The organism is Bradyrhizobium oligotrophicum S58, from assembly GCF_000344805.1.
In the GTDB taxonomy this organism is placed as follows: domain Bacteria; phylum Pseudomonadota; class Alphaproteobacteria; order Rhizobiales; family Xanthobacteraceae; genus Bradyrhizobium; species Bradyrhizobium oligotrophicum.
Genome location: NC_020453.1, coordinates 781775 through 806550, shown reverse-complemented (window position 1 = coordinate 806550; position 24776 = coordinate 781775). Strand labels below are relative to the sequence as shown.

Genomic DNA, 24776 nt, shown 5'->3' with positions numbered 1-24776 from the left:
CCGGCCATGGCCCTTGGCGACGCGATCCTCGCCTGCCTCACTGAACATCCGATGACGGGCTACGAGCTCGCCAAGACGTTCGACTCCTCGATCGGGTTCTTCTGGAAGACCGACCACCAGCAGATCTATCGCGAGCTGTCGCGGCTGCGCGACCGCGGCTACATCCAGGGCCGCGAGGTGGTACAGACCGGCAAGCCGAACAAGCTCGTCTACACCCTGACGCCGGAAGGCCGCGCCGCCTTCCGGAACTGGGCCGCGCGGCCCAGCGTGCCGGCCTCGACCAAGGACGATCTCCTGGTCCGCCTCTACGCGCTGGGTGCCACCGACATTGCGCCGCTGCGTGCCGACCTGATGGCGCGGCTCGAACATCATCGCGATCGCGCCGACCGCTACGACCGCATCCTGCAGAAGCGCTTTCCCGACGGCAGCGCCGCGCCGGCCGACCTCGGCAAGCTGCTCAACCTTCGCCTCGGGCTGCGCCACGAGCGGATGGTGGCGGAATGGTGCGAGGAAGCCATCACTGCTTTGTCGGCCATCACGAGTAGCAGCAGCAGCGTGCGGCCGCTCGATGCATCATCGCGCGAAAATGCCGGCTGATACGCGCCATGCGACAGCAAAACTTCTGACCGCGCCAGCGGTAAACTTAACGCGTTATTTACCGTAAAAGTCAAAAGTCGGGACCTGGAGCAGACGATCTGCGCGGACCCGTTCATGTTCATGTCCGGGGCGCGTGGGGAGGCTGGAGGCGCTTGGTGGAGCGCTGGAAGCGGAACCGGACGAGACATGAATTCGCGCGTACCGTGGAGTAATGAAGGCATCGACCCGTCCGTCCGCGAAAGGGCCGAGGCTGCGGCGCAACGCGCCGGCATGACGCTGAACGACTGGATCAACTCCACGCTCGGCGCAACTGCGCCGCCCGACTTCCGCGGCAGCCCCGCGCCGCGCAGCACGCCGCCGGTCAATCGCGATACCCGCGAGGTCGCCGACATCCATCAGCGACTCGATTCGATTGCCCGCCAGATCGAGCACATGTCGCGCCCCGGAGCACGCAAGGACGCTCCACGCGATGAGCAAGGCGTAGCGCGCCAGCTCAACGACGCCATCTCACGGCTCGATGCCCGGCTGTCGCAGATCTCGACGCCGATGCGCAAATCGGCTCCCGACGAGCGCTATCGTGGTCCCGATGGCGTCGAGCGCGCCGCCGCGCAGCTTTATCGTCCCGCGCAGCCGCTCAGCGCCGGTTCGTTCGATGTGGCCGTGGCCGAGATCAGCGCCCGGCAGAGCGAGCTCGACAATGCGCGCACACTGCCGCCGCATCAGGCGCCGCCGACGGCGCCTGCCATGGCGCCCGCCGCAGCGCCGCTGATGACACCGATCAGCGCGCCGCAGGTGGCCCCGCAGCCAGCACCCGGCCCGGATTTCTCGCTGCTCGAACGGCACCTGCTCAAGATCACGAGCCAGATCGAGGCCCTGCACCGGCCTGAGGACGGTATCGAGCAGTCGATCGCGGGCTTTCGCACCGAACTCGCCGAAATCCGCCTTGCGATCACCGAGGCGATGCCGCGGCGGGCGATCGAATCGATCGAGAACGAGATTCGCTCGCTGTCGCACCGCATCGACGAGAACCGCCAGAGCGGAGTCGATGGCCAGGCACTGGCCGGCATCGAACGCGCGCTGACCGACATCCGCGAGGTCGTGGGGACGCTCAAGCCCGCCGAGCAGCTGGCCGTCTATGACGAGGCGATCCGCAATCTCGGTGCCAAGCTCGACCTCATCCTGCGCACCAATGACGATCCCGGCACGGTGCAGCAGTTGGAGAGCGCGATCGCCGCGTTGCGCGCCATCGTCGCCAACGTCGCCTCCAACGATGCGCTGGAACGGCTGTCGGACGATCTTCGGCAGCTGTCGTCGAAGGTCGATCAGGTCACGCAGGCGCGCGACAATCACGACGCCTTCCACGATTCCTTCGCGGCGCTCGAGCAGCGCATCGCGGCGCTGACCTCGACCCTGGAGAGCCGCGAGCAGCCGGCTCACGCGCCCGACAACACCGCCCAGATCGAGGACGCGCTGCGCGGCCTCTCCGACCGCATCGACCGCTTGCAGGTCGGCAATGACGGCTCGTCCGCGATCACGCATCTCGAGCAGCGGATCAGCTATCTGCTGGAGCGGCTGGAAGCCGCCAATGATCCGCGCGGCGGCAACATGTCCCGGGTCGAGGACGGCCTGCAGGACATCCTGCGCTATCTCGAGCGGCAGCAGGCGACGTTCGCCGCTCTGTCCGAGAGCCGGTCGCAGCGCGACGCGTCGCACGACACCGGCCTGGTCGACATGGTCAAGCGCGAGTTGTCCGACATCCGCTTCAGCCAGACCGAGACCGACCGCAACACCCAGGATTCGTTGGAAGCGGTTCACAACACGCTCGGCCATGTCGTCGACCGCCTCGCCATGATCGAGGGCGACCTGCGCAACGTGCGCGCGACGACCACCCAGCCGGCTGTCCTGCCGCCCCTGGCCCCCCCGATCGAAGCGCCGATGCCGGCCGCCCGCGCGCCGGCGCCACAGGCCTATGTGGAGCCAGTCAAGGCCGAGCCAGCCTACCGGCCGGAACTGCCGAATCCTGCAGCCGCGCAGCCGGCCGCCCACATCGTCAATGCGGCCGCAAGCCCATCCGCCTTCGCCGCGGCGCCGCGTGACTTCCACGTCGCGACGGCACCGGCAGCCCCTGTGCCGCCGCCGATCCCGCCCAAAGCCATCGCGGACATCCTGGAGCCCCATGCGGCTCAGGCGGTCCAGGCGGCGCGCCCTGCGGCGCTGGTCCCTGAGTTGCCACCGGATCATTCGCTCGAACCTGGCACCCGCCCGCCCGGCCGGACCGCTTCTCCTGCCGAACGGATCGCAGCATCCGAGGATGCCCTGAGCGAGCTTCCGGCGGGCAAGCGCGAGCCGGTGTCCACTTCGAGCTTCATCGCCGCCGCCCGGCGCGCCGCACAGGCCGCGGCCGCCTCGCAGCCCGTCGACGCCAAGAAGACGAAGAAGGACAAGCCGAAGGAGAAGGCCAAGGAGCCGGCCAAGGACGTCGCCAGGGAAACTCCCAAGGAGGTTTTCAAGGAAGCGCCCAAGGAGCCTGCGAAGACCAAGACCAAGGACAAGCCGACGATTGCCCTCACGGCCGAGGGTGACGAGGAGGTCTCGACCATCGGATCGAAGATCCGTTCGCTTCTGGTCGGCGCCAGCGTCGTCGTGATCGTGCTGGGCACCTTCAAATTTGCCATGTCGCTGCTCGACTCCGGCAGCACGCCACCGCCTGTCTCCCCGATGGAGACCCAGGGCGAGGCGCCGCGCGCGCAGATGCCGTCGGCGACGCCCAGCCTGTCGCCGCGACCGGCGACGCCGGACCAGAGCGTGCCGTCCCTGACCTCCCCCACCCCGATCGATCGTCAGTCCTACAACAGGGCCATGCCGACGGAGGCGGAGACGATCGCAATGCTCGCGATCCCGCAGGAGGCGGAGAAACCGGCCGCCGCTGCGGCAAGCGACATCACCGGCACGATTCCGACCGCTGCCAACGGCCAGAGGCTCGGCCTCGTGCAGGTGCCGGCGTCCGAAAAACTGCCCGATGCCGTCGGCGGGATGGCGCTGCGCAATGCCGCCCTCAGGGGCGATCCGACCGCGGCCTACGAGGTCGGCGTCCGCTTTGCCGAGGGCAAGGGCATCGCCGCCAACTACGAGGAAGCCGCGAAATGGTATGACCGCGCGGCACAAGCGGGACTTATCCCGGCCGTGTTCCGTCTCGGCACGTTCTACGAGAAGGGTCTCGGCGTGAAGAAGGACGCCGACATCGCGCGCCGTTATTATGTCGTGGCCGCCGAGCGCGGCAGCGCCAAGGCGATGCACAATCTCGCTGTGCTGGACGCGGATGGCGGCGGCAAGGGCGCCAACTACAAGAGCGCCTCGCAATGGTTCCGCAAGGCGGCCGAGCGGGGCGTGGCCGACAGCCAATTCAACCTCGGCATCCTCTATGCCCGCGGCATCGGCGTCGAGCAGAACCTCGCCGAATCCTACAAATGGTTCAGCCTCGCCGCCGCCCAGGGCGATGCCGACGCCGGGCGCAAGCGCGAAGACGTGGCCAAGCGGCTCGATGCGCAGTCGCTGGCGGCTGCCAAGCTCGCGATCCAGACGTTTACGGTCGAACCGCAGCCCGACGACGCGATCAATGTCCCGGCACCGGCCGGCGGCTGGGACGGCACGCAGGCGATCGCCAAGGCCGCGGCGGCCAAGGCGGCGCTGGCGAAGCGCGCGGCTGCGACAGCACCGCGCTGATCCGCCCCTTCCGCTCAGGCCCGACAAGGGTCGACAGAAAGGGCGTCACGGTCGTGGCACCCTCTTGGCACGAGCCACAACCATCGACGCAAAATCCCGGACGACGCGCGCCCGCACGCCATAGTGTGGCACCGCTGAACGTTATAGGTATCTCGCTGGTGTCATTCGGATGCCGCGGAGGAGTGCAGTCGGGTGTCGGGCGGGAACGAGCAGCATGATGGCATGGGCTTCCGGCACTCGCCGACTGGCCCTCGGGTGGCGCCCCGGCCCCAGCCAGGCTTCACCCCTGCCCCGCCGCCTCGGCATGTGCATCGAGGAGTTGGCGCACAGCGGCCGGGATTTCGATGGGGCCGGCTGGGCTCGGTCGTCTTCTTCACAATACTGCTGCTGAGCGCCGGTATCCGCGCCTATCGCGACCTGTCGACGCCGGACGCCTGGTCGTTCTGGAAGGATCAGTACGTCTCGCCGAGCTTGTCCTCCACACTGGTGACAAATGCCGCTGTTGGCGGCGACCGGGCCGTGCTCGCAGTCAGCGGCCGCATCGGGCCCGCCGCTGCGATCTGGCTGCGCGAGCGGATCAAAGAGTCGCATCTGAAGCCGGGCGACGTGGTTCTGTTGTCCTCGCCCGGCGGCAATCTCGAGCAGGGCGTGCTGATGGGCGAGATCATCCGCGCCCAGGGCCTGTCCACCGCCGTCGGCGTGGCCGACAATGGCGGCCGGGTTCGGGCCGGCTTCTGCGCCAGCGCCTGCGTGTTCGCCTTCGCGGGCGGCCAGCCCCGCTATGGCCTCGACGGATCGGCGCTCGGCGTGCACCGGTTCACCTCGGCGGCCCAGGGCGAGGACGCCGTTGCCGACACCCAGCGCGTGACCGGCGCCATCCTCGGCTTCATGACCCGCATGGGCATCTCGTCGCAGATCATCGAGGCCATGTCGCAGACCCGCGACATCCGCTGGCTGGAGCCGCGAGAGGCCGAAGCGATGAACCTCGTCACGGCTCCGCTCAAGCCTCTTTGAGATCGCGGCATCCCGGGCCACAGCTGCTCGTTTGCCTCCTTCTTCCCATCTCCGTGACTTCGGTCCGGAATCCTTGATACCTTCGTCGGTGTTTTCGGTTATGCAGGGACCAAAGCGCCTGCTCGCATGCGCAGAATGCTCCGGTTGAACGTTCGCAGGGCCGCGCGGATGCAGATTTACCTCCCGATCGCCGACCTTCCGGTCAACATCTTCCTGCTGCTGGCAATGGGCGCCGCGGTCGGCTTCGTCTCGGGCATGTTCGGCATCGGCGGCGGCTTCCTGATGACGCCGCTGCTGATCTTCGTCGGCATCACGCCCGCGGTCGCGGTCGCCTCGGTCTCCAGCCACATCGCCGCGTCCTCGTTCTCCGGCGCGCTGTCCTATTGGCGGCGGCGCGCGATCGATCCCTCGCTCGCTTTGGTGCTGATGATCGGCGGCACGCTCGGCACCGCGCTCGGGGTGTCCACCTTCACCCTGCTGCGCTCGCTCGGACAGCTCGATTTGATGATCGCGCTGTCCTACGTCGTGCTGCTTTCGAGCGTCGGGGGCGTGATGTTCTGGGAGGGACTGCGCGCGATGATGCGGGCGCGCCAGGGCGCGGTGGCCACCGTGCGACGTCCGGGCAGCCATGTCTGGATTCACGGCCTGCCGCTGAAGATGCGCTTCAAGCGCTCGAAGATCTACGTCTCGGTGATTCCGGTGATCGGCATCGGACTCCTCATCGGGTTTCTGGGCGCCGTCATGGGCATCGGTGGCGGCTTCATCCTGGTGCCGCTGCTGATCTATCTGCTGCGCGTGCCGACCTCGACCGTGATCGGAACCTCGATGGTGCTGACGCTCGCGACCATGATGATCGCGACCATGCTGCACGCGGTGAGCAACCATCTGGTCGACGCCGTGCTGGCGCTCATCCTGATGGTCGGCGGTGTCACCGGCGCGCAGTTCGGCGCCCGCGCCGGCCAGATGATCCGCGGCGAGCAGCTGCGGCTGCTGCTCGGCCTGTTGATTCTTGCCGTCGGCATCCGCTTCGCGGTCGAGCTGGTGATCCGGCCGGCCGACCTGTTCACGATCCGCGAGACCGAGATGAGCCAATGACGCCGCTCCGCATCGCCGCCATGACGCTGATGCTGCTGCTTGCAGGGGCGGCATCGGCGCGCGCGGAGCGCCTGATCGTCTCCGTTTCCAATCACCGCGTGACGGTGACGCCGAACTATTCCGGCGAGGAGCTGGTGCTGTTCGGCTCGGTCGAAAGGGAAGCGCAGGCGCCGCCGGGCCGCGCGGCCTATGACCTGGTCGTGACCGTGCGCGGGCCGCGCGCCGACATGGTGACGCGGCGCAAGGAGCGCAGATTCGGCATCTGGATCAACACCGATTCGCGCCAGTTCCTGAAAGTTCCGGGCTATCTCGCGCTGTTCGCCAACCGCCCGTTCGATGCAATGGCCTCCTCCGAGGTGCAGCGGCGACAACAGCTCGGCCTGACCAACGTGCTGCTGACCCAGCGCGTCGGCCCCGACTATGCCGATGTGGTGCCAAACGACGCATTCCGCAGTGCCTTCGTGCGGCTGCAGTCGCAGCACGGGCTCTACCGCGAGGACACGTCCGCGGTGACGTTTTTGACGCCGACGCTGTTCCGTACCGGCATTCCCCTGCCCGCGGCGGTGCCGATCGGCACCTACGAGATCGAGATCAAGCTGCTCGCCGACGGCGCGCTCGTCACCAAGACCGAGACGGCGTTCGAGATCGTCAAGGTCGGCTTCGAGCAGTTCGTCGCGAACACGGCGCGGCAGAGCGGCTTCGTCTATGGCCTCGTCACCGCCGCGATGGCGCTGATGACGGGATGGATGGCCTCCATCGTATTCCGAAGGGATTAGCTGCGCCGCCGTCATCGCGATCAAGCTTCGATCATCGTTCGCACCCCCGGCTCCAGCAGCTTCAGCCGCGCGCCGAAGCCGAGCGCATCGAAGGTCATTCGCAGGTCCTGCGCGCCCTGGCGGAAGTGCGCCCAGCCATCGGTATGAACGGGGACGATCAGCGCGTCGGGAAACATCCGCGCGGTCTCGATCGTGTCGTTGGTGTCCATGGTCAGATGAAACGGTCCGCGGGTCTGCGCGGCGCCGGCAAACGGCAGTACGATTTTCGCAGGGAAGCGCCGCGCCACCTCGGCGACGCCGTCGTAGAACACGGTGTCGCCGCTGATATAGATCGGCGCAGCTTCTTCCGGCTGCAGCACGAAGCCGATGACGTCGCCTGCGAACGGCTCGATGCCGGCCGGGCCATGGCGCGCTGGCGTCGCCGTGATCGTCAGCGACCTGCCCTCCTTCGTCAGCTCGGTTGCGCGCCAGGGCGCGAGACCTTCGGTAGGCGCACCGAGTCGCGTTGCGCCGATTTCGGTGGTCAGCACACGCGGAGCGCGGCTCAGGAAGGCCCGTCCACCATGATCGAGATTATCGGCATGCTGGTCATGGCTGAGCAGCACCGCATCGACATCGCCGATCGCATCGGCCGTCAGGGCCGGTCGAGAGAGCTTCTCCAGGGTGACATGCGGGAGCTGATAGGTGCCGGGATCGTCGAAGGTCGGGTCGGTCAGCAGGCGGAAACCGTCGATTTCGATCAAGACGGTCGGGCCGCCGATCAGGGTGATCGCAACGCTCATGATTGTACTCCCACCGTGCGGGCCGGCGCCCGCGTCACCAGATAGATCCCGATCGCGACGGGAACGACGCCGAACAGATCCTGCAGCGCGACGTGCTCGCCGAGCACCAGGAAGGCGAAGATCATCGCCAGCGGCGGCATCACGAAGTGATAGGCGCTGGCTGCGGTGGCGCCACACACTTTCAGGAGATGAAACCAGAGCACATAGGCCAGGATCGAACCTCCGAGCACCAGGAACGCGAACGCGCCGATCAGTTGTGGATTCAGTACGATCGCGTCTGTGCTGGAGAGGCTCAGCGCGAACGGCCACAGCACGAGGCCCGCGGAGAGGTTCTGGATGCCGTTGCCGACCCACAGGCTGCCCTTCGGCGCGAGCTGCTTGAACAGGATAGTGCCGGTGACCATCGAGGCCAGCGCCGCCAGCGTGTAGAGAATGCCTTCGAGCTGGTCTGTGCCCACGGACATGCGGTGCCAGACGATCATGGCGACGCCGATCGTGCCGAGCGCGAGGCCCGCCATCTTGCGAAGCGTCAGCGGCTCGCCGAGCAGCAGCGCGGCGAACACCGCCGTGAACACCGGATTGGCCGAGACGATCAGGCCGCCCAGCCCGGCGGAGACCGTCTGCAGGCCGGTGTAGCCGAGGCCGAGATAAAGCGCATTGTTGGCGACGCCGATGATCGCAAACACCGCGCCATCGCGCCACGTCATGCGCAGCTCACCCCTGATGATCGGAACAATCAGGATGAGAATGCCCGCGAGCGAAAACCGCGCTGCCAACAGCAGCAGCGGCGGACAATAGGTCACCCCGATCTTGCCGGCGACGAAGGCGAAGCTCCAGAGCAGGCAGAACAGGCCGATTTCGACTGGCAGCAGGTTGGATTTCACGGGGGTCACGGCAACGGAGGATACGGACGACATCGCAGGTCTCCTTCGCCGTTCGATGTAAGGGCGATCCTTTCCATTTGGAAATTAAATGATAGACTGGAGGTCAGTGGATTTTCGAATGGAGGTCCCCGATGCTCGATCTGGACCTGTTGCGCAGCTTCGTCTCGGTGGTCGAGGCCGGTGGCTTCACCCGCGCCGGCGAGCGCGTCCACCGCACGCAATCGACCGTCAGCCAGCAGATCCGCCGCCTCGAGGAGGACCTCGGCCAGACGCTGCTCAACCGCGACGGCCGCGAGGTGACGCCGACCGAGGCCGGCGAGCGGCTGTTGTCCTATGCCCGCCGCCTGCTCGCGCTCGCCGAGGAGGCGCGTGACGTGGTGGCGCGGCCGGGACCCGACGGCGCGGTCAGGCTCGGCATCCCAGAGGACTTTGCCGCCTACCGCCTCGCCAAGCTGCTGGCTGCGTTCTCGCGCGCGCATCCCGCGCTGCGGCTCGACGTCCGCGCCGACCAGAGCCTCAATCTGAAGCGCGACATCGAGCGCGGCGATCTCGACCTCGCGCTGCTCAAGCGCGGCGTCGACGACACCAGGGCGGCGATCGCGGCCTGGCCGGAGCAGGTCTATTGGGTCACCAGCAAGAGCCATCCGATCAATCTCGACGGCCGCTCGCTGCCGCTGATCGGCTTTCCGCCGGGCTGCCTCTATCGCACCCGCGCCATCCATGCGCTGGAGAGCGAGGGGCGCGCCTGGCACATGGCCTACACGTCGTCGAGCCTTGCCGGCATCCAGGCCGCCGTCGCGGCCGGGATGGGCCTGAGCATCCTGTCCGACATGTCGGTCCAGGCCGAACACCGCGTCCTCACCGCGCGCGAGGGCTTTGCGCCGATCGACCGCACCGAGGTCGCGCTGGTCGCCTCGCCCGATGCCAGCCCGGCAACCTTGCGCCTGGCCGATCGGCTGGCCGAGTTCTGCGAGAAGGTGCAGGCGAAGGCGGCGTAGCTGCCGCCGCGAGGACGGTGCGTTCCCTCTCCCGCTTGCGGGGGAGGGTTAGGGAGGGGGCAGCTCCAGCAGCGGTGCGCGTGGCACCCCCTCTCCAACTCTCCGCCGCAAGCGGGGGAGAGGGCGCAGCGGAGCTCGTCGCGGGTATGATCAGTCCAACTACGAATTCATCCAACGCTGGTGACCCGCTCAACTCATAAATTTCCTTTATCAGAACTAATAACACCTCGCCGCGGCGATGCTGTGCAGCTGGCGGTCGCCGAGGACGTGGGCGATGAAGGCGCGCTTCGGGAACAGCTTGGCAAAGGCCGCGTCGCGCACGCTGAGGCCGCCGGCATAGGCGCCGAAGGCGGGCATGACAGCGCGCTCGCCGTCGGAAACGAAGCAGCGCCGCTCCAAAGTGCGCGCCCGCGTCGCCACCCGCGCCTTGGGATGCAGATGGCCGGCGATCTCGCCGCGCGCGCCAGTGGGCTCGTGGCGGAAGGTCACCGCACCCAACGTGATCTCGTCCGCAACCTCACCGCCGACGCCACGCGGCGCGGGATCGTGGTTGCCCGTGATCCAGATCCAGTCGCGCCCGACCTGCAGATTGGCGATGCAGGCGCGGTCGTCGCCCGACAGGCGCGTATGCGCGTCACGATCGTGGAAACTGTCGCCGAGCGCGACGACCGTGCGCGGGTTATAGTGCGCGACCACGGCGGCGAGCCGGCGCAAGGTCGCCATGGTATCGAATGGCGGAAGCAGGGTGCCGCGCGACGCGTAGCTCGAGCCTTTCTCCAGATGCAGGTCGGAGACGACGAGCAGGCGCTCCTCATCCCACACCAGCGCACCGGAAAGATCGACGCGCAGCGCGAGGCCGGCGATCTCCATCGTGCCCGATGATGAGAATGTCGTCCCCCGCACGTCCGCCTCGCAGCTCGAGCCTACCCCATCGCTTCCTTGACCAGCTCCTCGGCGGCCTCTGCCAGGAGCTCGTCGGCGGCCTCGCCATAGACGGATTCGCGGCCGATTTCCAGCATCACCGGCACCGCGAGCGGCGAGACGCGATCGAGTTCCCGATGGGTGATTCGTCCCTCGATGCGCTTGAGCATATCACCGAGCCGCTTCAGATCGAGCAGACCGGTGGCGGCATCGGCGCGCGCGGCGCGCAACAGCATGTGATCGGGCTGGTGCCGGCGCAGCACGTCGTAGACCAGATCGGTCGAGAACAGCACCTGGCGGCGCGTTTTCTCCTCGGTGGTCGAGCGCCGCGCGATCAGGCCGGAGATGATCGCGCACGAGCGGAACGTGCGCTTCATCAGCGCGGATTCGGCGAGCCACGCTTCGAGGTCGTCACCCAGCATGTCCGGATCGAACAGAGCGGCGAGATCGAGCCGGCCCTGCTTGACCATCAGCGACATGTCGCCGAGCCCCCACACCGCGAGCGCGTATTCGTTGGCGACGAAGCCGAGCGGCCGGACGCGCGCGCGCTCCAGCCGGCGCGTCAGCAGCATGCCGAGCGTCTGGTGCGCGAGCCGGCCCTCGAACGGATAGCAGACGAGGTAATGCTTGTTGGAGCGCGGGAAGGTTTCGACCAGCAGCTCGCGGCGCGCGGGCACGCGCGAGACATCCTTCTGCAAAGCGAGCCAGTCGCGCACCTGCTCCGGCAACACGCTCCACGCCGCGCGATCGTCGAGCAGGCCGCGCACGCGCTCGGCGAGATAGGTGGACAGCGGAAACTTGCCGCCCATGTAGGACGGCACTTTCGGATCGGCATCGTTGGCTCTGCTGACATAGACCTGATCCTCGGCGAGCGCCTCGTAGCGCACGATCTCGCCGCTGAACACGAAGGTATCGCCGAGCGTGAGCCCTTCGATGAACGCCTCCTCGATCTCGCCGAGCAGCCGGCCGCCGCGCGCGATCGCGCCGGTGGTGCCCGTCTTGCCGCCGCCGCGCGAGCGCACCAGCCGCACCTTCAGCATCGCCTCCTCGACGATGGTGCCGACATTCATCCGATAGCTCTGCCGCACCTTGGGATTGGTGACGCGCCAGCGTCCCTTCGCATCCTGCTTGATGCGGGCGAAGCGCTCATAGGTCTTCAGCGCATAGCCGCCGGTAGCGACGAAGTCGACGACGTCGTCGAAATCGGCTGGAGACAGCGACGCATAGGGCGCGGCGGTGATCACCTCGGCATAGAGCTCGTCACTGAGGAACGGCTCGGCGCAGGCGCAGCCGAGCACGTGCTGCGCCAGCACGTCGAGCGCGCCGGTGCGCAAAGGCGGCGTGTCCTGCGCATTGTCGGCGATGGCGTCGATCGCGACCGAGCATTCCAGCACCTCGAAGCGGTTGGCGGGCACCAGCACCGCGCGTGAGGCCTCGTCGAGCCGGTGATTGGCGCGGCCGATCCGCTGCATCAGCCGCGAGCAGCCTTTGGGCGCGCCGACATTGATGACGAGATCGACGTCGCCCCAGTCGACCCCGAGATCGAGCGAGGAGGTGCAGACGACGCCGCGCAGCCTGCCCGCCGACATCGCATCCTCGACCTTGCGGCGCTGCGCGACGTCGAGCGAACCGTGATGCAGGGCGATGGCGAGATTGTCGTCATTGATGCGCCAGAATTCCTGGAACAGCATCTCGGCCTGGCTGCGGGTGTTGACGAATACGAGCGTGGTCTTGTTCTGCTTGATCAGCTCGTACATCTCGGCCAGCGCATGCCGCGCGCTGTGGCCCGCCCATGGCAGCCGCTCCTGGGTATCCAGCATCTCGACGACCGGCGGCGCGGCGCCGCCGGCGACGACGACATCGGCCGCAGCGATGCCGCCGCTCGGCTGCGGCACCAGGAAGCGCGCGATCTGCTCGGGCTCTGCGACCGTCGCCGACAGGCCGATCATGCGCATTTCGGGCGCGAGCCGCCACAGCCGCGCCAACGCGAGCGACAACAGATCGCCGCGCTTGGAGGTGACGAGCGCGTGCAGCTCGTCGAGCACGACGCGCTTCAACGAGGAAAACAGGAACGGCGCGTCGTCGGACGACAGCAGCAGCGCCATCTGCTCGGGCGTCGTCAGCAGGATGTCCGGCGGATAGCGGCGCTGCCGCTGCCGGCGCGATACCGGCGTGTCGCCGGTGCGGGTCTCGACCTTGATCGGCAGGCCCATTTCCGAGATCGGCGCTTCCAGATTACGCGCGATGTCGACCGCGAGCGCCTTCAGCGGCGAGATGTAGAGCGTGTGCAGGCCGGAGGAGCGGATGACGGATCGCCCGGTGGAGATCACCTTCGCCGCAGCTGCCGGGCTCGTTCCTGTCGCACTGGAAGGCGAAGTCGTGGGGTGGGAGACAGCGAATTCGCCGCGTTCATCCGAGGCAGACCGTCGGGAGGGCGAGGACGGCACCGGCACCTCCCCCGGAGGCCCCTCTCCCCGCCCCTCCCCAACAAGGGGGGAGGGAGTGGAGAGAGCACGCTGCTTGGCTGCAGGAGATCCATGAGGTTTCGTGCTCATCGAGCCCAACTCGACCAAGGTCGGCAGGAACCCGGCAAGCGTCTTGCCGGCGCCGGTCGGGGCGATCAGCAGCGCCGAGCGGTTCGCGCGCGCCTTGTCCAACAGCGCCAGCTGATGCGCACGCGGCGCCCAGCCGCGCGCCGCGAACCATCTGACGAAACGGTCCGGCAGCGCGGCGCTGTCGTCGGGCGGGACTGGTGAGACGCGGGGCGGCACTGGGAGAAGGTAGGCAGTCATCAGCGCTTCGTCGAGGGTTGGAGTGGTTGCCATGGTGCAGTCGATCCAGGCCATTCCACTCACCTTGAGGAGCCCGCCGCTTGGCAGGCGTCTCGAAGGGTGAGGCCACGATCCGGGCCTCATGGTTCGAGACGCGCTGCCGCGCTCCTCACCATGAGGAGAACCACGCCAAGGCGCGGTTGGAGGCAGACGTGTCGTTGTATCTCACACATCACGTCCGCCACGAAATATGGGTCTCGGGTCGGCGCGACGACGGCGCTGTCGCGCCGCGCGGCTTGCCCGGGACGACAACGGATGTCCGGCGAGCATCCAGAGCGTCGAGAGCGGGTCTTGCACGACGCTACGAATATATCCTGGCGAACGAACTTCGAGAGGAACGTAGCGTCTCTCCTCGTCATTGCGAGCGCAGCGAAGCAATCCAGGATCTTTCCCAGGAGAGACTCTGGATTGCTTCGCTGCGCTCGCAATGACGTTGGGGCGACATCTCGCACTCCAAGACCTACATCTTGTAGGAGAGAACACAGGTTCGCTGTCTCGCGGCATCTCTTGCCCGAGTTGTGCTGCAGCATCTCGCCCTCCAGAATGCAGAGGGCGCAGGGAAGGCCAGGCGTCGGCTGACGCCTGCGGCCCGCCTGCTAAAAAAATGCAGGCGGCAGGTACCACAGGTGCAGCCGAGAACGCCCGGCCTTCCCTGCGCGATGGTCTTCACGCTTATACGCAGTCTCCCTGGTGCGCCGGGCTTGTTGGCCACCATTGTCCGCGCGGCGCGTCAGCGCCGTCGCGAACGTAACACCAGCATCGGGGTGTCAGGACGCTGCGACTTCACGTCCGCCAGCATTCGTTCGTCCGCATGCTCTCGCGAGCCTGCTGCGAATCCTCGCGGCCACCGCTCCCCGCCCCGCGTGTCGTGACGATCGCGCGCAACGCCCCTCGGCTTGGGGCGGGATGGGGAGATAAGATCATGATTTCCGAAAAAGCGCAAGCTTTTTATTTTTTTCGGAAGACACCCAGCTCAAGGCGACCGGCGCCCCGCCATGCTCCACTGTCGTCCCTGCGAACGCAGGGACCCATAACCACCGGCCCCAGAGGGACGATGACTGACAGTTGTGCCTCACCGATGGATTCCGCGGTATGGGTCCCTGCGTTCGCAGGGACGACAGCGGCATTGGAGCAACAGCCCGCGCCACACGGTCATTGCGAGGAGCGAGGCGACGAAGCAATCCAGGCTGTGTCTGCGAAGGGACTCTGGATTGCTTCGCTCGCAACGACGAAAGCGCTCGCCCTCCTACTCCGTCATCGGCTTGTCGGAGATGTTCCAGTCCTTGCCGTCGAAGATCGAGATGTAGAGCGTCTTCATCGGCGTGTAGTCGTCCGGCGTGTAGGAGAAGTTGACGCCGTCGAGGAAGAAGGGCGAGTGGAAGCCGGCCAGCGTGGTGGCGTGCTTGAGCACGTTCTCGCGGGTCAGCGTGTCGCCGCAACGGCGCAGGATCTCGCCCATCGAGACGGCCTGGCCGTAGCCGGCATAGGCGATGGTGTTGTCGGGATCGATGTTGGGCAGGTACTTGGCGCGCAGCGCCTCGAAACCCTTGACGTCCGGATCGTCTTTCCACTGCGGCACCCCAGCATCCTTGGAGTAGCGGATAGCAACGATGTCCTTGGCGTTCTCGAGACCCGCGGCCGAGAGGATCGAACGTCCGGTCGAGCCGGCCGACAGCAGCTGCAGCGGCTTCCAGCCGAGCTCGGCGACCTTGCGGATCGACTGCGACGTCGCCTTGCCGGTGGAGATGTTGTAGAACACGTCGGCGCCCGACTTCGACAGGTTGATCAGCTGCGAATCGACCGTCGGCTCGGTGAGATCATAGGTCTGCTCCATGATCACCTGCGCCTTGCCGCCGGCGTCGGCCAGCGTCTTCTTGAACGGTCCCAGGAAGTCGCGGCCGAAATCATCGTTCTGATAGAGGATGCCGATCTTCGCTTCCGGCTTCACGCTCAGCACGTGCTTGGCGAGGATGCGCGCTTCCGTTGGATAGAGCGGCAGCCCGGCCATGGTCCATTTGTTGTTCTTGGGATCGTTCCACTTCGAGGCGCCGGTGTTGAGCAGCAGCTGCGGCACGCCCTTGGAGTTGAGGTATTTATGCACGGCGGTCTGCGGCGCGGTGCCAAGCGAGCCGTACAACGCCAGCACCTCGTCCTGCTCGACCAGCCGGCGCGTCGCCTCGACGCATTTCGGCGCGCTGTAGGCGTCGTCCATCGTCAGGAACTTGATCTTGCGGCCGTTGATCCCGCCCTGCTCGTTCAGCATCTGGAAATAGGCTTCGCCGACGCGGCCGAGCACGCCATACAGCGAGCCGGGTCCGGAATGCGGAATGGTCTGACCGAGCTTGATCTCGGTGTCGCTGGCGCCGGCGTCGTACTTCTTGTCGGCCGCCCAGACGTGAGGCGAAGCAATGGTCGAAGCGCCGATGGTCACGAGCGCGGTGGCGCAGAAATCGCGCCGGGTCAGATTGTTTTTCATTTGTTGTCTCTCCCTGGACCCCCATCTTTCTGGGATCGGAGGAACCACGCAAGAGCCAAGTTGCGACGAACCGGCGCAGTGCATTGCGATGCCCGGGCTGTCCTAGCGTGTAGACTCAAGTTTGCCGGCCAGCACGGCCAGCCCGCGCACAGGCACCTGATCCTCGGTGCGCGGCGATGCCGGCGCGAGATGTGCCAATTGCAATCCGGCGGCCGCGATCATGCCGCGAACATATTCCGCAGCATGGGCATAGCGCAGACCCTTGCCCATGATCACGCCGTCGCCGTCATGTGTCTCGACGGTAAAGGCCAGCAGCCCGTCAGGTCTGAGCACACGCTCGATCTCGCGCAGCACCGGAGCGAGATCGCCGACATAGACGATCGCATCCGCGGCGAGGACAAGATCCGCGGACGCGTCCGGCTGCCGCTGCAAGCCCGCCGTCATGTCGTCGACCTCGAGTTCGGCATAGAGCCCGGTCGCGCGCGCCTCCGCGATCATGCCGGCGGACAGGTCGATGCCGATGAAGCTGTCGACGTTCTTGGCGAAGGCGGCCGCGCCGAGGCCCGTGCCGCAGCCGAGATCGATGGCGCGATTGAAATAGGCCGGCTTCCTTTCGCTGGCGCGCACCGCAAGCACCGCCTTGAACAGGATGGCCGGCGCCCGGTAGTTGAGCCGCTCGATCAGCTCGGCTTCGAACCGCGGCGCGTACTGATCGAACAGCGACTGCACATAGGCCTTCGGCATGTCGGCCAGCGGCGCGGCGCCGAGCTGCATCAGCCGCACGCCGGCGCCGTGGCGGTCATCCGGATCGGCGGCGCGGGCGTTCTGGAACGCGGCGATCGCCTGGTCGGTTTCGCCGAGCGCGAGGCGGATCGTGCCGAGCTCGAACCAGGCCGAGGCGAAACCGGGCGCGACCTCGATGGCCTGCTCCATCACCTCGGCAGCGGCGGCGAGATCGCCCTTGAGCTGCAGGTCGCGGGCGAACTCATAGCGGCGGTCGGCGATCAGGTCGCCGGAGGACAGGAACAGGCGGTGAGGCATGGGAACCATGGTCGTCGATACGGGCTTCTCATCAAGGAGATGGATGCGCGGGTCAAGCCCGCGCATGACGAACGGAGAGTGGGACCAGCTGAGGCGTCCAGGACGGGCCGAGAGTGGGACGAGCTGAAATTCGCCTGATGACACCTATATGATCGAGATGCGCCCGCAAGACATCCTGCTGCCCGTTCCCTCCGGCCTGTGCTGCAAGGCCGGCGGCTTCCACATCGATCCCGTGCGCCCGGTCGAGCGGGCGCTGATCACCCACGGCCATTCCGACCACGCCCGCGCCGGCCACGGCGCCGTGCTCGCGACGCAGGAGACGCTCGACATCATGCGGCTGCGCTATGGCGAGAATTTTGCGGGCTCCACACAGGCGATCGGCTATGGCGAGCAGATCAGGCTCGGCGACGTCGACGTGAGCTTTCACCCCGCGGGGCACGTGCTGGGCTCGGCGCAGATCAAGGTGTCCTGTGGCGGCACCTGCATCGTCGCGTCCGGCGACTACAAGGATGCGCGCGATCCGACCTGTGCGCCGTTCGAGCTGGTGCAATGCGATGTCTTCATCACCGAGGCGACGTTTGGCTTGCCTGTTTTCCGTCACGGCGACGCGACACTTGAAGTCAACAAGCTGCTGGCCTCGGTGGCGCTGTTTCCCGAGCGCGCGCATCTGGTCGGCGCGTATTCCCTGGGCAAGGCACAGCGCGTGATCGCGCTGATCCGCGAGGCCGGCTACGAGCAGCCGATCTACCTGCATGGTGCGATGGACAAGATCACGCGCTACTACCAGGACAAGGGCATCGCGCTCGGCGAGCTCCGGCCGGTGAAAGGCGTGAAGAAGGCCGATCTCGCCGGCACCATCACGCTCGCGCCGCCGAGCGCGACTTCCGATCTGTGGACGCGCCGTTTCCCCGATCCGGTCACCGCCTTCGCCTCGGGCTGGATGCGGGTGCGTGCCCGCGCGCGGCAGCGCGGCATCGAGCTGCCGCTGGTGATCTCGGATCACGCCGACTGGGACGGGCTGACCGCGACCATCGCGGCGACCGGCGCCGGCGAAGTGTGGGTCACGCATGGCCAGGAGGACGCGCTGGTGCATTGGTGCCGACAGCGCGGGCTCGCCGCGCGGCCGCTCGATCTCGTCGGCTATGGCGACGAGGAGGAGAGCGAGGTGGTGACGACGGAAGAGGCGGAGGCATGAACCGCTTCGCCGAGCTGCTCGACCGCCTCGCCTATGAGCCCGGCCGCAACAACAAGCTGCGGCTGCTGACGGCGTATTTCCGCGAGGTCGAAGATCCCGATCGCGGCTACGCGCTGGGTGCGCTGACCGGCGCGCTGTCGTTCAAGCACGCCAAGCCGGCCCTGATCCGCGACCTCATCGCCGCGCGCACCGATCCGGTGCTGTTCGCGCTGTCATATGATCATGTCGGCGATCTCTCCGAAACGGTCGCGCTGATGTGGCCGAAGGGCGGTGCTCATCAGCAGCAGCGCGTCGTGGGGTATCCCCCTCCCCAGCCCTCCCCCACAAGGGGGGAGGGAGCCGAGTTGCGCTCGGAGTTGGCACCTCAGTCGACATCGACCGCGAGCTCGATGAGTGTTCTCGTCCTTCCGAACACCGCTCTCTCCATTCCCTCCCCCCTTGTGGGGGAGGGTCAGGGAGGGGGGTATCCCACGGGCGGTCTCACGAGAGAGCCCGGCCACAACAATCCACCGCCACCGACGCTCACCGAGGTCGTCACGACCTTGCGCACGCTCGGCAAGACCGAGATGCCGCGACGGCTCGCGAAATGGCTGGACGAGCTCGACGAGACCGGGCGCTGGGCGTTGCTGAAGCTCGTCACCGGCGCTCTGCGCATCGGCATCTCCGCACGCCTCGCCAAGACCGCGGCCGCTGCGCTCGGCGACAAAGACCCGCATGAGGTCGAGCTGATCTGGCCCGGTTTGTCGCCGCCCTATCTCGATCTGTTCGCCTGGCTGGAGGGCCGCGGCGACAAGCCGGTGAACCGAGACCCGGCGCCGTTTCGTCCCGTCATGCTGGCGCATGCCGTGGAGGACGACGACTTCGCCAGCATGAACGCAGCCGACTACGTCGCCGAGTGGAAGTGGGACGGCATTCGCGTGCAGGCGGTGAGTGGCCGCGATCCCGAAGGCCACATCGTCACGCGGCTGTATTCGCGCAGCGGCGAGGACATCACAGGAAGCTTCCCGGACCTTTTGCCGTCACTGCATCTGCCGGGCGCGCTCGACGGCGAGCTGCTGGTCGTCCGTGAGGGGCGCGTGCAGAGCTTCAACGTGCTGCAGCAGCGGCTGAACCGCAAGACGGTGTCGCCGAAGCTGATGAAGGAGTATCCGATCCACCTGCGCGCCTACGACCTGCTCGGCGACGAGGACAATGATCTGCGCGAGCTGCCGTTCGCCGAGCGCCGCGAGCGGCTGGAAGCGTTCATCAAGCGCCTGGACGATGCCAGGGTCGACCTGTCGCCGACGATCTCCTTCTCCACCTGGGACGAGTTGAAAGCCGCACGCGCCGACCCGGCCTCGGCCGGCGCGGGAGAAGACGCCGAGGCGGTCGAAGGCGTGATGCTGAAGCGGCGCGATGCGCTGTATCTGCCGGGCCGTCCCAAGGGACAGTGGTGGAAGTGGAAGCACGATCCGCACATCATCGACGCCGTGCTGATGTATGCGCAGCGCGGCCATGGCAAGCGCTCGTCCTATTACTCGGACTACACGTTCGGTGTCTGGACTACAGGTGAGGCCGGCGACCAGCTCGTGCCCGTCGGCAAGGCCTATTTCGGCTTCACCGACGAGGAGCTCTTACAGATCGACCGCTTCGTCCGCCGCAACACCACCGAGAAGTTCGGCCCCGTGCGCCATGTCGTGCATGAGCCCGCGCAGGGGCTGGTGCTGGAGGTCGCATTCGAGGGGCTGCAAAGATCGCCGCGGCACAAATCCGGTATCGCGATGCGCTTCCCGCGCATCAGCCGGCTGCGCTGGGACAAGCCGCCGCGCGACGCCGACCGGCTGGAGACGCTGGAGCGGATGCTGAAGAGCGAGACGGCGGGGTGAGGATGTCTCTCAGTTCTCGACACAAATGGGCGTAACAATTTATGGCTCGTGATGCCCGGGCTTGACCCGCCTGCGCGGCCGAAGCCGCTTCGGCGCGGCGAAGGCCCGGGCCTCCATCGGTTCAGGAGGGATGGATGGCCGGTCGAGCCCGGCCATGACGAAAATGAAGAGCGCGTGCACCAGCAGAAAGTAGGCGCGTGCGCCGGAACATTAAATGGCAGTAACCAGCTTGCGGCCGTGATGCGGGTTCCCCACCTGCCCTGCCGTGCTCTATACTCGGAATACGAATCCGCCTGGAGACGATGACATGTCGAACGACGTCAGGGATTATCCGGCCCGCGCCCGCAGCTCGGATGGCCTGTATCGCTTTCTCGGCGGTTCGCCGCTGTCGGTGGCGTTCCGGCTGGTGCTGCTGTCGATCCTGGTCGGCGTGGTGCTGTCGGCGATCGGATTCGACCCGCTCAACATCATCCACAGCATCCGGCTGTTGTTCGTCCGGCTCTACGAGCTCGGCTTCGACGCCTTCAACTGGCTGTGGCGCTATTTCCTGCTCGGCGCCGTCATCGTGATCCCGCTCTGGTTGCTGTCGCGGCTGTTCGCCCCGCGCGGCAGATAGCGGCGCGAGCCGATGCAGCTCCGTTTCGTCGGCTGCGGTGATGCGTTCGGCTCGGGCGGCAGGTCCAACACCTGCTTCCATCTGGCCGGCGCGCACACCAACCTGCTGATCGATTGCGGCGCCTCGTCGCTGCCGGCGCTGAAGCGGCTCGGCATCGCCTGCAACGATGTCGACCTTATTCTGATCACGCATTTCCATGGCGATCATTTCGCGGGCCTGCCGTTCCTGTTGCTCGATGCGCAGTTCGCGCGGCGGACGCGGCCGCTCGTGATTGCCGGGCCGACGGGCATTGAGACGCGTCTGACGCAAGTCATGGAGGCGCTGTTCGAGCACTCCTCGACCACGCCGCGCAAATTCGAGCTGTCGGTGATCGCATTGGAGCCGGAGCGGCAGGTGCGCTTCGGCGAGCTCTGCGTGACGCCCTACACGGTCGTGCATGGCAACTCAGGCGGTCCCTTTCTCGGCTACCGCATCGAGGCCGAAGGACGCGTGGTCGCCTATACGGCCGATACGGAATGGACGGAGAGCCTGGTCCCGCTCGGACGTGACGCCGACCTGTTGATCGCCGAGGCCTATACGTTTGAAAGGCCCGTCAAGAACCATCTCAGCCTGACCACGCTCGCGGCGCATCTCGGCGAGATCAGGCCGAAGCGTCTGGTGCTGACGCATATGAGCGACGACATGCTGGCCCGGCTGGAGACCCTGCCTCATGCAGCGGCGCATGACGGTATGACGATTGATCTCTAGCCTCATACCCGGAACAAAGGCTAGACTGGGTCCTGACCCCGGCTGAGAGAGCCGCCGCACCGGCGCGGCGCATGGCGGGCCGGCAAGTCGAGCGAGCATTCCGTTGCATTCACCCGGACTCAAGAGGCCGGCCATCACCACGGCGCAGGTGTTCGACATCGCGGGTCCCGCGATGATCGCCAACCTCACCACGCCGCTGATCGGCATCGTCTCGACCACGGCGATCGGCCGGCTCGGCGAGGCGGCCATGCTCGGCGGCGTCGCCATGGCCTCGGTGATCTTCGACTGCCTGTTCTGGCTGTTCGCGTTCCTGCGCGCCAGCACGCTCGCCTTCACCGCGCAGTCGCTCGGCGCCGGCGAGACCAGTGAGATCCTGATGGTGCTGATCCGCGGCCTTGCGCTGGCGGCGCTGATCGGCATCGGGCTGATCGTGCTGCAGCTGCCGCTCGCCGCCATCATCTTCGACGTCATGGGCGGCAGCGAAGCCGTGCTCGATGCGGCCCGCAGCTATTTCATGGTGCGGATCTGGTCGGCGCCGCTGGCGCTCGCCAACTACGTACTGCTCGGCTGGCTGGTCGGGCTTGCCCGCGCGAGATTAGCCCTGGCGATCCAGGTCGCGATCAATGTGATCAACATGGCCGCGACCATTCTGCTGGTGCAGGTGCTGGAGACCGGCATCGTCGGTGCGGCGATCGCCGCCGTGATAGCGGAGACCGTCGGCGTCGCGATCGGCCTGGTGCTGGCGCGCCGGCTGGTCAAGCCGGGCGCCGGGATATCGCGTCCCGCGCTGTTCGATCGCGCCAAGCTGATGCACATGATGGCGGTGAACCGCGACATCATGATCCGCACCGCGGCGATGATCGTGGCGTTCCTGTTCTTCACCTCGCAGGGCGCGCGCGCCGGCGACACCACGCTCGCCGCCAACGCAGTACTGAACAATTTCCTGCTGGTGGCCGCGTTCTTTCTCGACGGGCTCGCCAATGCCGCCGAGCAGCTCTGCGGCTACGCGTTTGGCGCCCGCGACCGGGACGCCTTCGCCGGCGCCACGCGGCTGGTGATCGCCTGGGGTTTCGGCTTCGCGCTGGTGGTGGCCGTGATCTTCGCGCTGTTCGGGCCGATGCTGATCAATGTGATGAGCGCGAGCGCCGACGTGCGCAGCGCCGCGCGCGCCTATCTGCCGTTCGTGGTGGCCTCGCCGCTGCTGTCGGTGTTCGCCTTCGCGTTCGACGGCGTCTATATCGGCGCCACCTGGGCGCGCGACATGCGCAACCTGATGGTGGCGGCGCTGGTCGTCTTCCTCGGCATCTGGCTGGCGCTGCGCGGCTTCGGCAACACAGGACTGTGGATCGCGCTGCTCGGCTTCTACGCCGCCCGCGGCGGCTTCCAGGCGGCGCGCTATCCGGCGCTGCTCAAGGCGTCGTTCGGGACATCATGAGGGTTCGTAGGGCAGGCAAAGCGAAGCGTGCCCACCGCCTTGCTGCCGCGCAAATGGTGGGCACGCTCCGCTTTGCCCACCCTGCATTCTTTGTCGACAATGCAGCGCGGCTAAACCGGCCAGTCCTCGGCGGTGATGGTCGCGGCATCGGCGCCGACGATCTCCGACAGCGAATCGCGCCCCGTGCGCAGCAATGTCGAGGTCAGGTCGGCCTTGATGCTTTCGACCAGGCCGAGGCCCTTGTAGACCAGCGAGGAATAGAGCTGGATCAGGCTGGCGCCGGCGCGGATTTTCGTCAGCGCGGCGCCGCCGGAGTCGATGCCGCCGACGCCGATCAGCGGAAACGCGCCTTCGACACGCACGAAGGTCTCCGCCACCATGCGGGTCGACAGCCGGAACAGCGGCCGCCCGGACAGGCCGCCCTGCTCCTTGGCGCGCATCTGCTCACGCAATGTGTTCGGGCGGGCGAGGGTCGTATTGGAGACGATCATGCCGTCGACGCCGCGCGAGCGCGCGACGTGGACGGCGTCGTCGAGCTCGGCGAGGCTGAGATCGGGCGCGATCTTGAGCAGCACCGGGGTGTCGCCGGACTTGCGGCGCACGCGGTCGCGCGCCTCCAGCACCTTGGCCAGGAGATCATCGAGCTGCGCCGCCTGCTGCAGGTTGCGCAGGCCGGGCGTGTTGGGCGAGGAGATGTTGACGGTGAAATAGCTCGCGACCGGCGCGAACGTCTCGATCAGCCGGACATAGTCGGCGACGCGATCGGCGGAATCCTTGTTGGCCCCGACATTCACGCCGACGATGCCGCCGAGATGGGCGCGCCCGGCGAGCCGCCGCAGCACCTGCTCGGCGCCGTCATTGTTGAAGCCCATGCGGTTGATGACGGCTTCGTCGCGCTCCAGGCGAAACAGCCGCGGCCGCGGATTGCCGCTCTGCGGACGGGGAGTCACCGAGCCGATCTCGACGAAGCCGAAGCCGAGCCGCAGCAGCGCGTCGGGCACCTCGGCGTTCTTGTCGAAGCCCGCCGCCATGCCGACCGGATTCGGGAAATTGAGGCCGAAGGCGCGCACCGCGAGCTTGGCATCATCCGGCCGCGGCTTGATCGCCGGCAGAATCTTCAGGCCTTGGATGGCGAGCCGATGCGCGTCCTCGGCATCGAGCCAGCGCAGCAGCGGCAGCGAGAGCTGGTCAAACGCGCGGATCACGGCACGAGTCCCGGAAGGTCGTGGCCGCCATCGGCACGGCTGTGCATCTGGTGAACGGCGGTCACGGCGCCGAGATCGAGCTCGCCATAGAGGTGCGGGAACAGGTCATCGTTGCGCGAGCGCTCCCAGCGCAGCCGCTCGCCCAGCGCGTCCGCCTCGACCTCGACCAGGAACAACGCGCTCTGGCCGAAAAAGTGCTTCCGGGCGGTCTCCGGCACCTGGGGCGCGGTCGAAAAATGGATGAAGCCGTCGCGCACATCATCGGCGCTGCCGTGATAGACACCCAGCCGCTCCGCCTCGCGCCAGGCCGAAGCTGAGCAGATTTTGTAGATTTTGGGCACGTCGCGCGGTCCTGGCTTGATCTTGAGTTTGCTGGTGTTTTCGCCGAACGATCGACCGTATCGGCAGGGGACGGCGAACTCAAGCATGGATTGTCCGGGGGACGCCGACAACGACCCGCACAGATTGTCCCTCGTCGGCGCGCATCGCCCGGCTGCCACGAATCCTCAGCAAGGATTAACCGGATTGGGCTTCTCTTGAGCCCTGCGATTCGCCTCGGCCGCCGCTTCGGCGCC

At 67.0% G+C, this 24776-nt stretch carries 19 protein-coding genes; 11 read left to right on the top strand and 8 right to left on the bottom strand.

Annotated features, from left to right (window positions below):
- Nucleotides 1-6 precede the first annotated feature (6 nt).
- The 5 genes from S58_RS03590 (at nt 7) to S58_RS03570 (ending at nt 7205) form a co-directional block, all read left to right on the top strand.
- Entirely contained in the window at nt 7-597 is a 591-nt protein-coding gene (locus S58_RS03590; RefSeq protein WP_015663876.1) for a PadR family transcriptional regulator, read from the top strand.
- Between the two features lie 186 nt (nt 598-783).
- The gene (locus S58_RS03585; RefSeq protein ID WP_015663875.1) at nt 784-4320 is read left to right on the top strand and encodes a tetratricopeptide repeat protein; all 3537 of its coding nucleotides are present in this window, start codon (nt 784-786) and stop codon (nt 4318-4320) included.
- Nucleotides 4321-4626: 306 nt separating this feature from the next.
- The gene (locus S58_RS03580; RefSeq protein ID WP_015663874.1) at nt 4627-5334 is read left to right on the top strand and encodes a COG3904 family protein; all 708 of its coding nucleotides are present in this window, start codon (nt 4627-4629) and stop codon (nt 5332-5334) included.
- A 168-nt stretch (nt 5335-5502) separates the two neighbouring features.
- Complete coding sequence (locus S58_RS03575) at nt 5503-6429, top strand: sulfite exporter TauE/SafE family protein (protein ID WP_015663873.1); 927 nt, start codon at nt 5503-5505, stop codon at nt 6427-6429.
- Nucleotides 6426-7205 carry a TIGR02186 family protein gene (locus S58_RS03570; RefSeq protein ID WP_015663872.1) on the top strand — a complete coding sequence of 260 codons (780 nt, stop codon included), beginning with the start codon at nt 6426-6428 and terminating at the stop codon, nt 7203-7205. Before S58_RS03575 ends, S58_RS03570 begins: the two co-directional genes overlap by 4 nt.
- Nucleotides 7206-7225: 20 nt before the next feature.
- On the opposite strand, the gene S58_RS03565 is transcribed toward S58_RS03570, so the two are convergent.
- Nucleotides 7226-7987, bottom strand: a complete 762-nt coding sequence (locus S58_RS03565) for an MBL fold metallo-hydrolase (protein WP_015663871.1) — start codon at nt 7985-7987, stop codon at nt 7226-7228.
- Nucleotides 7984-8904 (bottom strand): DMT family transporter, encoded by a 921-nt coding sequence (locus S58_RS03560; protein WP_015663870.1) that lies wholly within the window; start codon nt 8902-8904, stop codon nt 7984-7986. The genes S58_RS03565 and S58_RS03560 overlap by 4 nt, the downstream gene beginning before the upstream one ends.
- A gap of 98 nt (nt 8905-9002) precedes the next feature.
- Between S58_RS03560 and S58_RS03555 the strand changes: the two genes are divergently transcribed.
- Nucleotides 9003-9869 (top strand): LysR family transcriptional regulator, encoded by an 867-nt coding sequence (locus S58_RS03555; RefSeq protein WP_015663869.1) that lies wholly within the window; start codon nt 9003-9005, stop codon nt 9867-9869.
- 216 nt (nt 9870-10085) lie between these two features.
- Here S58_RS03555 and pdeM read toward each other — a convergent pair whose 3' ends face one another.
- From pdeM to S58_RS03535, 4 genes are all read right to left on the bottom strand, one after another.
- The gene (gene pdeM, locus S58_RS03550) at nt 10086-10739 is read right to left on the bottom strand and encodes a ligase-associated DNA damage response endonuclease PdeM (protein WP_015663868.1); all 654 of its coding nucleotides are present in this window, start codon (nt 10737-10739) and stop codon (nt 10086-10088) included.
- Between the two features lie 53 nt (nt 10740-10792).
- Nucleotides 10793-13582 carry a ligase-associated DNA damage response DEXH box helicase gene (locus S58_RS03545; protein WP_042340517.1) on the bottom strand — a complete coding sequence of 930 codons (2790 nt, stop codon included), beginning with the start codon at nt 13580-13582 and terminating at the stop codon, nt 10793-10795.
- Between the two features lie 1285 nt (nt 13583-14867).
- A complete protein-coding gene (locus tag S58_RS03540; RefSeq protein WP_015663866.1) occupies nt 14868-16097 on the bottom strand; it encodes an ABC transporter substrate-binding protein in 1230 nt (409 codons plus the stop codon).
- A 102-nt stretch (nt 16098-16199) separates the two neighbouring features.
- Nucleotides 16200-17138, bottom strand: a complete 939-nt coding sequence (locus S58_RS03535; protein WP_015663865.1) for a class I SAM-dependent DNA methyltransferase — start codon at nt 17136-17138, stop codon at nt 16200-16202.
- Between the two features lie 148 nt (nt 17139-17286).
- Between S58_RS03535 and S58_RS03530 the strand changes: the two genes are divergently transcribed.
- The 5 genes from S58_RS03530 to S58_RS03510 all read left to right on the top strand — a co-directional run bounded on the left by S58_RS03530 (nt 17287) and on the right by S58_RS03510 (nt 22996).
- Nucleotides 17287-18333 carry a ligase-associated DNA damage response exonuclease gene (locus S58_RS03530; RefSeq protein ID WP_015663864.1) on the top strand — a complete coding sequence of 349 codons (1047 nt, stop codon included), beginning with the start codon at nt 17287-17289 and terminating at the stop codon, nt 18331-18333.
- Complete coding sequence (locus tag S58_RS03525; RefSeq protein ID WP_015663863.1) at nt 18330-20198, top strand: ATP-dependent DNA ligase; 1869 nt, start codon at nt 18330-18332, stop codon at nt 20196-20198. The genes S58_RS03530 and S58_RS03525 overlap by 4 nt, the downstream gene beginning before the upstream one ends.
- A 307-nt stretch (nt 20199-20505) precedes the next feature.
- Nucleotides 20506-20814 carry a DUF6460 domain-containing protein gene (locus S58_RS03520; RefSeq protein ID WP_015663862.1) on the top strand — a complete coding sequence of 103 codons (309 nt, stop codon included), beginning with the start codon at nt 20506-20508 and terminating at the stop codon, nt 20812-20814.
- A gap of 12 nt (nt 20815-20826) precedes the next feature.
- Entirely contained in the window at nt 20827-21561 is a 735-nt protein-coding gene (locus S58_RS03515) for an MBL fold metallo-hydrolase (protein ID WP_015663861.1), read from the top strand.
- A 148-nt stretch (nt 21562-21709) separates the two neighbouring features.
- Nucleotides 21710-22996, top strand: a complete 1287-nt coding sequence (locus S58_RS03510) for an MATE family efflux transporter (RefSeq protein WP_083938787.1) — start codon at nt 21710-21712, stop codon at nt 22994-22996.
- A gap of 110 nt (nt 22997-23106) precedes the next feature.
- Here the strand turns inward: S58_RS03510 and S58_RS03505 are convergent, their stop codons facing one another.
- Nucleotides 23107-24201, bottom strand: a complete 1095-nt coding sequence (locus S58_RS03505) for a quinone-dependent dihydroorotate dehydrogenase (RefSeq protein WP_015663859.1) — start codon at nt 24199-24201, stop codon at nt 23107-23109.
- On the bottom strand, nt 24198-24542 hold the full coding sequence (locus S58_RS03500; protein WP_042340515.1) for a DUF952 domain-containing protein: 345 nt from the start codon (nt 24540-24542) through the stop codon (nt 24198-24200). Before S58_RS03500 ends, S58_RS03505 begins: the two co-directional genes overlap by 4 nt.
- Between the last annotated feature and the right edge of the window lie 234 nt (nt 24543-24776).

What these genes read in the sequence shown, in the direction of transcription:
- S58_RS03590 (WP_015663876.1), top strand. Translation starts at nt 7, where the DNA reads ATGGCCCTTGGCGACGCGATCCTCGCCTGCCTCACTGAACATCCGATG.
- S58_RS03585 (WP_015663875.1), top strand. Translation starts at nt 784, where the DNA reads ATGAATTCGCGCGTACCGTGGAGTAATGAAGGCATCGACCCGTCCGTC.
- S58_RS03575 (WP_015663873.1), top strand. Translation starts at nt 5,503, where the DNA reads ATGCAGATTTACCTCCCGATCGCCGACCTTCCGGTCAACATCTTCCTG.
- S58_RS03570 (WP_015663872.1), top strand. Translation starts at nt 6,426, where the DNA reads ATGACGCCGCTCCGCATCGCCGCCATGACGCTGATGCTGCTGCTTGCA.
- S58_RS03565 (WP_015663871.1), bottom strand. Translation starts at nt 7,987, where the DNA reads ATGAGCGTTGCGATCACCCTGATCGGCGGCCCGACCGTCTTGATCGAA.
- S58_RS03560 (WP_015663870.1), bottom strand. Translation starts at nt 8,904, where the DNA reads ATGTCGTCCGTATCCTCCGTTGCCGTGACCCCCGTGAAATCCAACCTG.
- S58_RS03555 (WP_015663869.1), top strand. Translation starts at nt 9,003, where the DNA reads ATGCTCGATCTGGACCTGTTGCGCAGCTTCGTCTCGGTGGTCGAGGCC.
- pdeM (WP_015663868.1), bottom strand. Translation starts at nt 10,739, where the DNA reads ATGGAGATCGCCGGCCTCGCGCTGCGCGTCGATCTTTCCGGTGCGCTG.
- S58_RS03545 (WP_042340517.1), bottom strand. Translation starts at nt 13,582, where the DNA reads ATGACTGCCTACCTTCTCCCAGTGCCGCCCCGCGTCTCACCAGTCCCG.
- S58_RS03540 (WP_015663866.1), bottom strand. Translation starts at nt 16,097, where the DNA reads ATGAAAAACAATCTGACCCGGCGCGATTTCTGCGCCACCGCGCTCGTG.
- S58_RS03535 (WP_015663865.1), bottom strand. Translation starts at nt 17,138, where the DNA reads ATGCCTCACCGCCTGTTCCTGTCCTCCGGCGACCTGATCGCCGACCGC.
- S58_RS03530 (WP_015663864.1), top strand. Translation starts at nt 17,287, where the DNA reads ATGATCGAGATGCGCCCGCAAGACATCCTGCTGCCCGTTCCCTCCGGC.
- S58_RS03525 (WP_015663863.1), top strand. Translation starts at nt 18,330, where the DNA reads ATGAACCGCTTCGCCGAGCTGCTCGACCGCCTCGCCTATGAGCCCGGC.
- S58_RS03520 (WP_015663862.1), top strand. Translation starts at nt 20,506, where the DNA reads ATGTCGAACGACGTCAGGGATTATCCGGCCCGCGCCCGCAGCTCGGAT.
- S58_RS03515 (WP_015663861.1), top strand. Translation starts at nt 20,827, where the DNA reads ATGCAGCTCCGTTTCGTCGGCTGCGGTGATGCGTTCGGCTCGGGCGGC.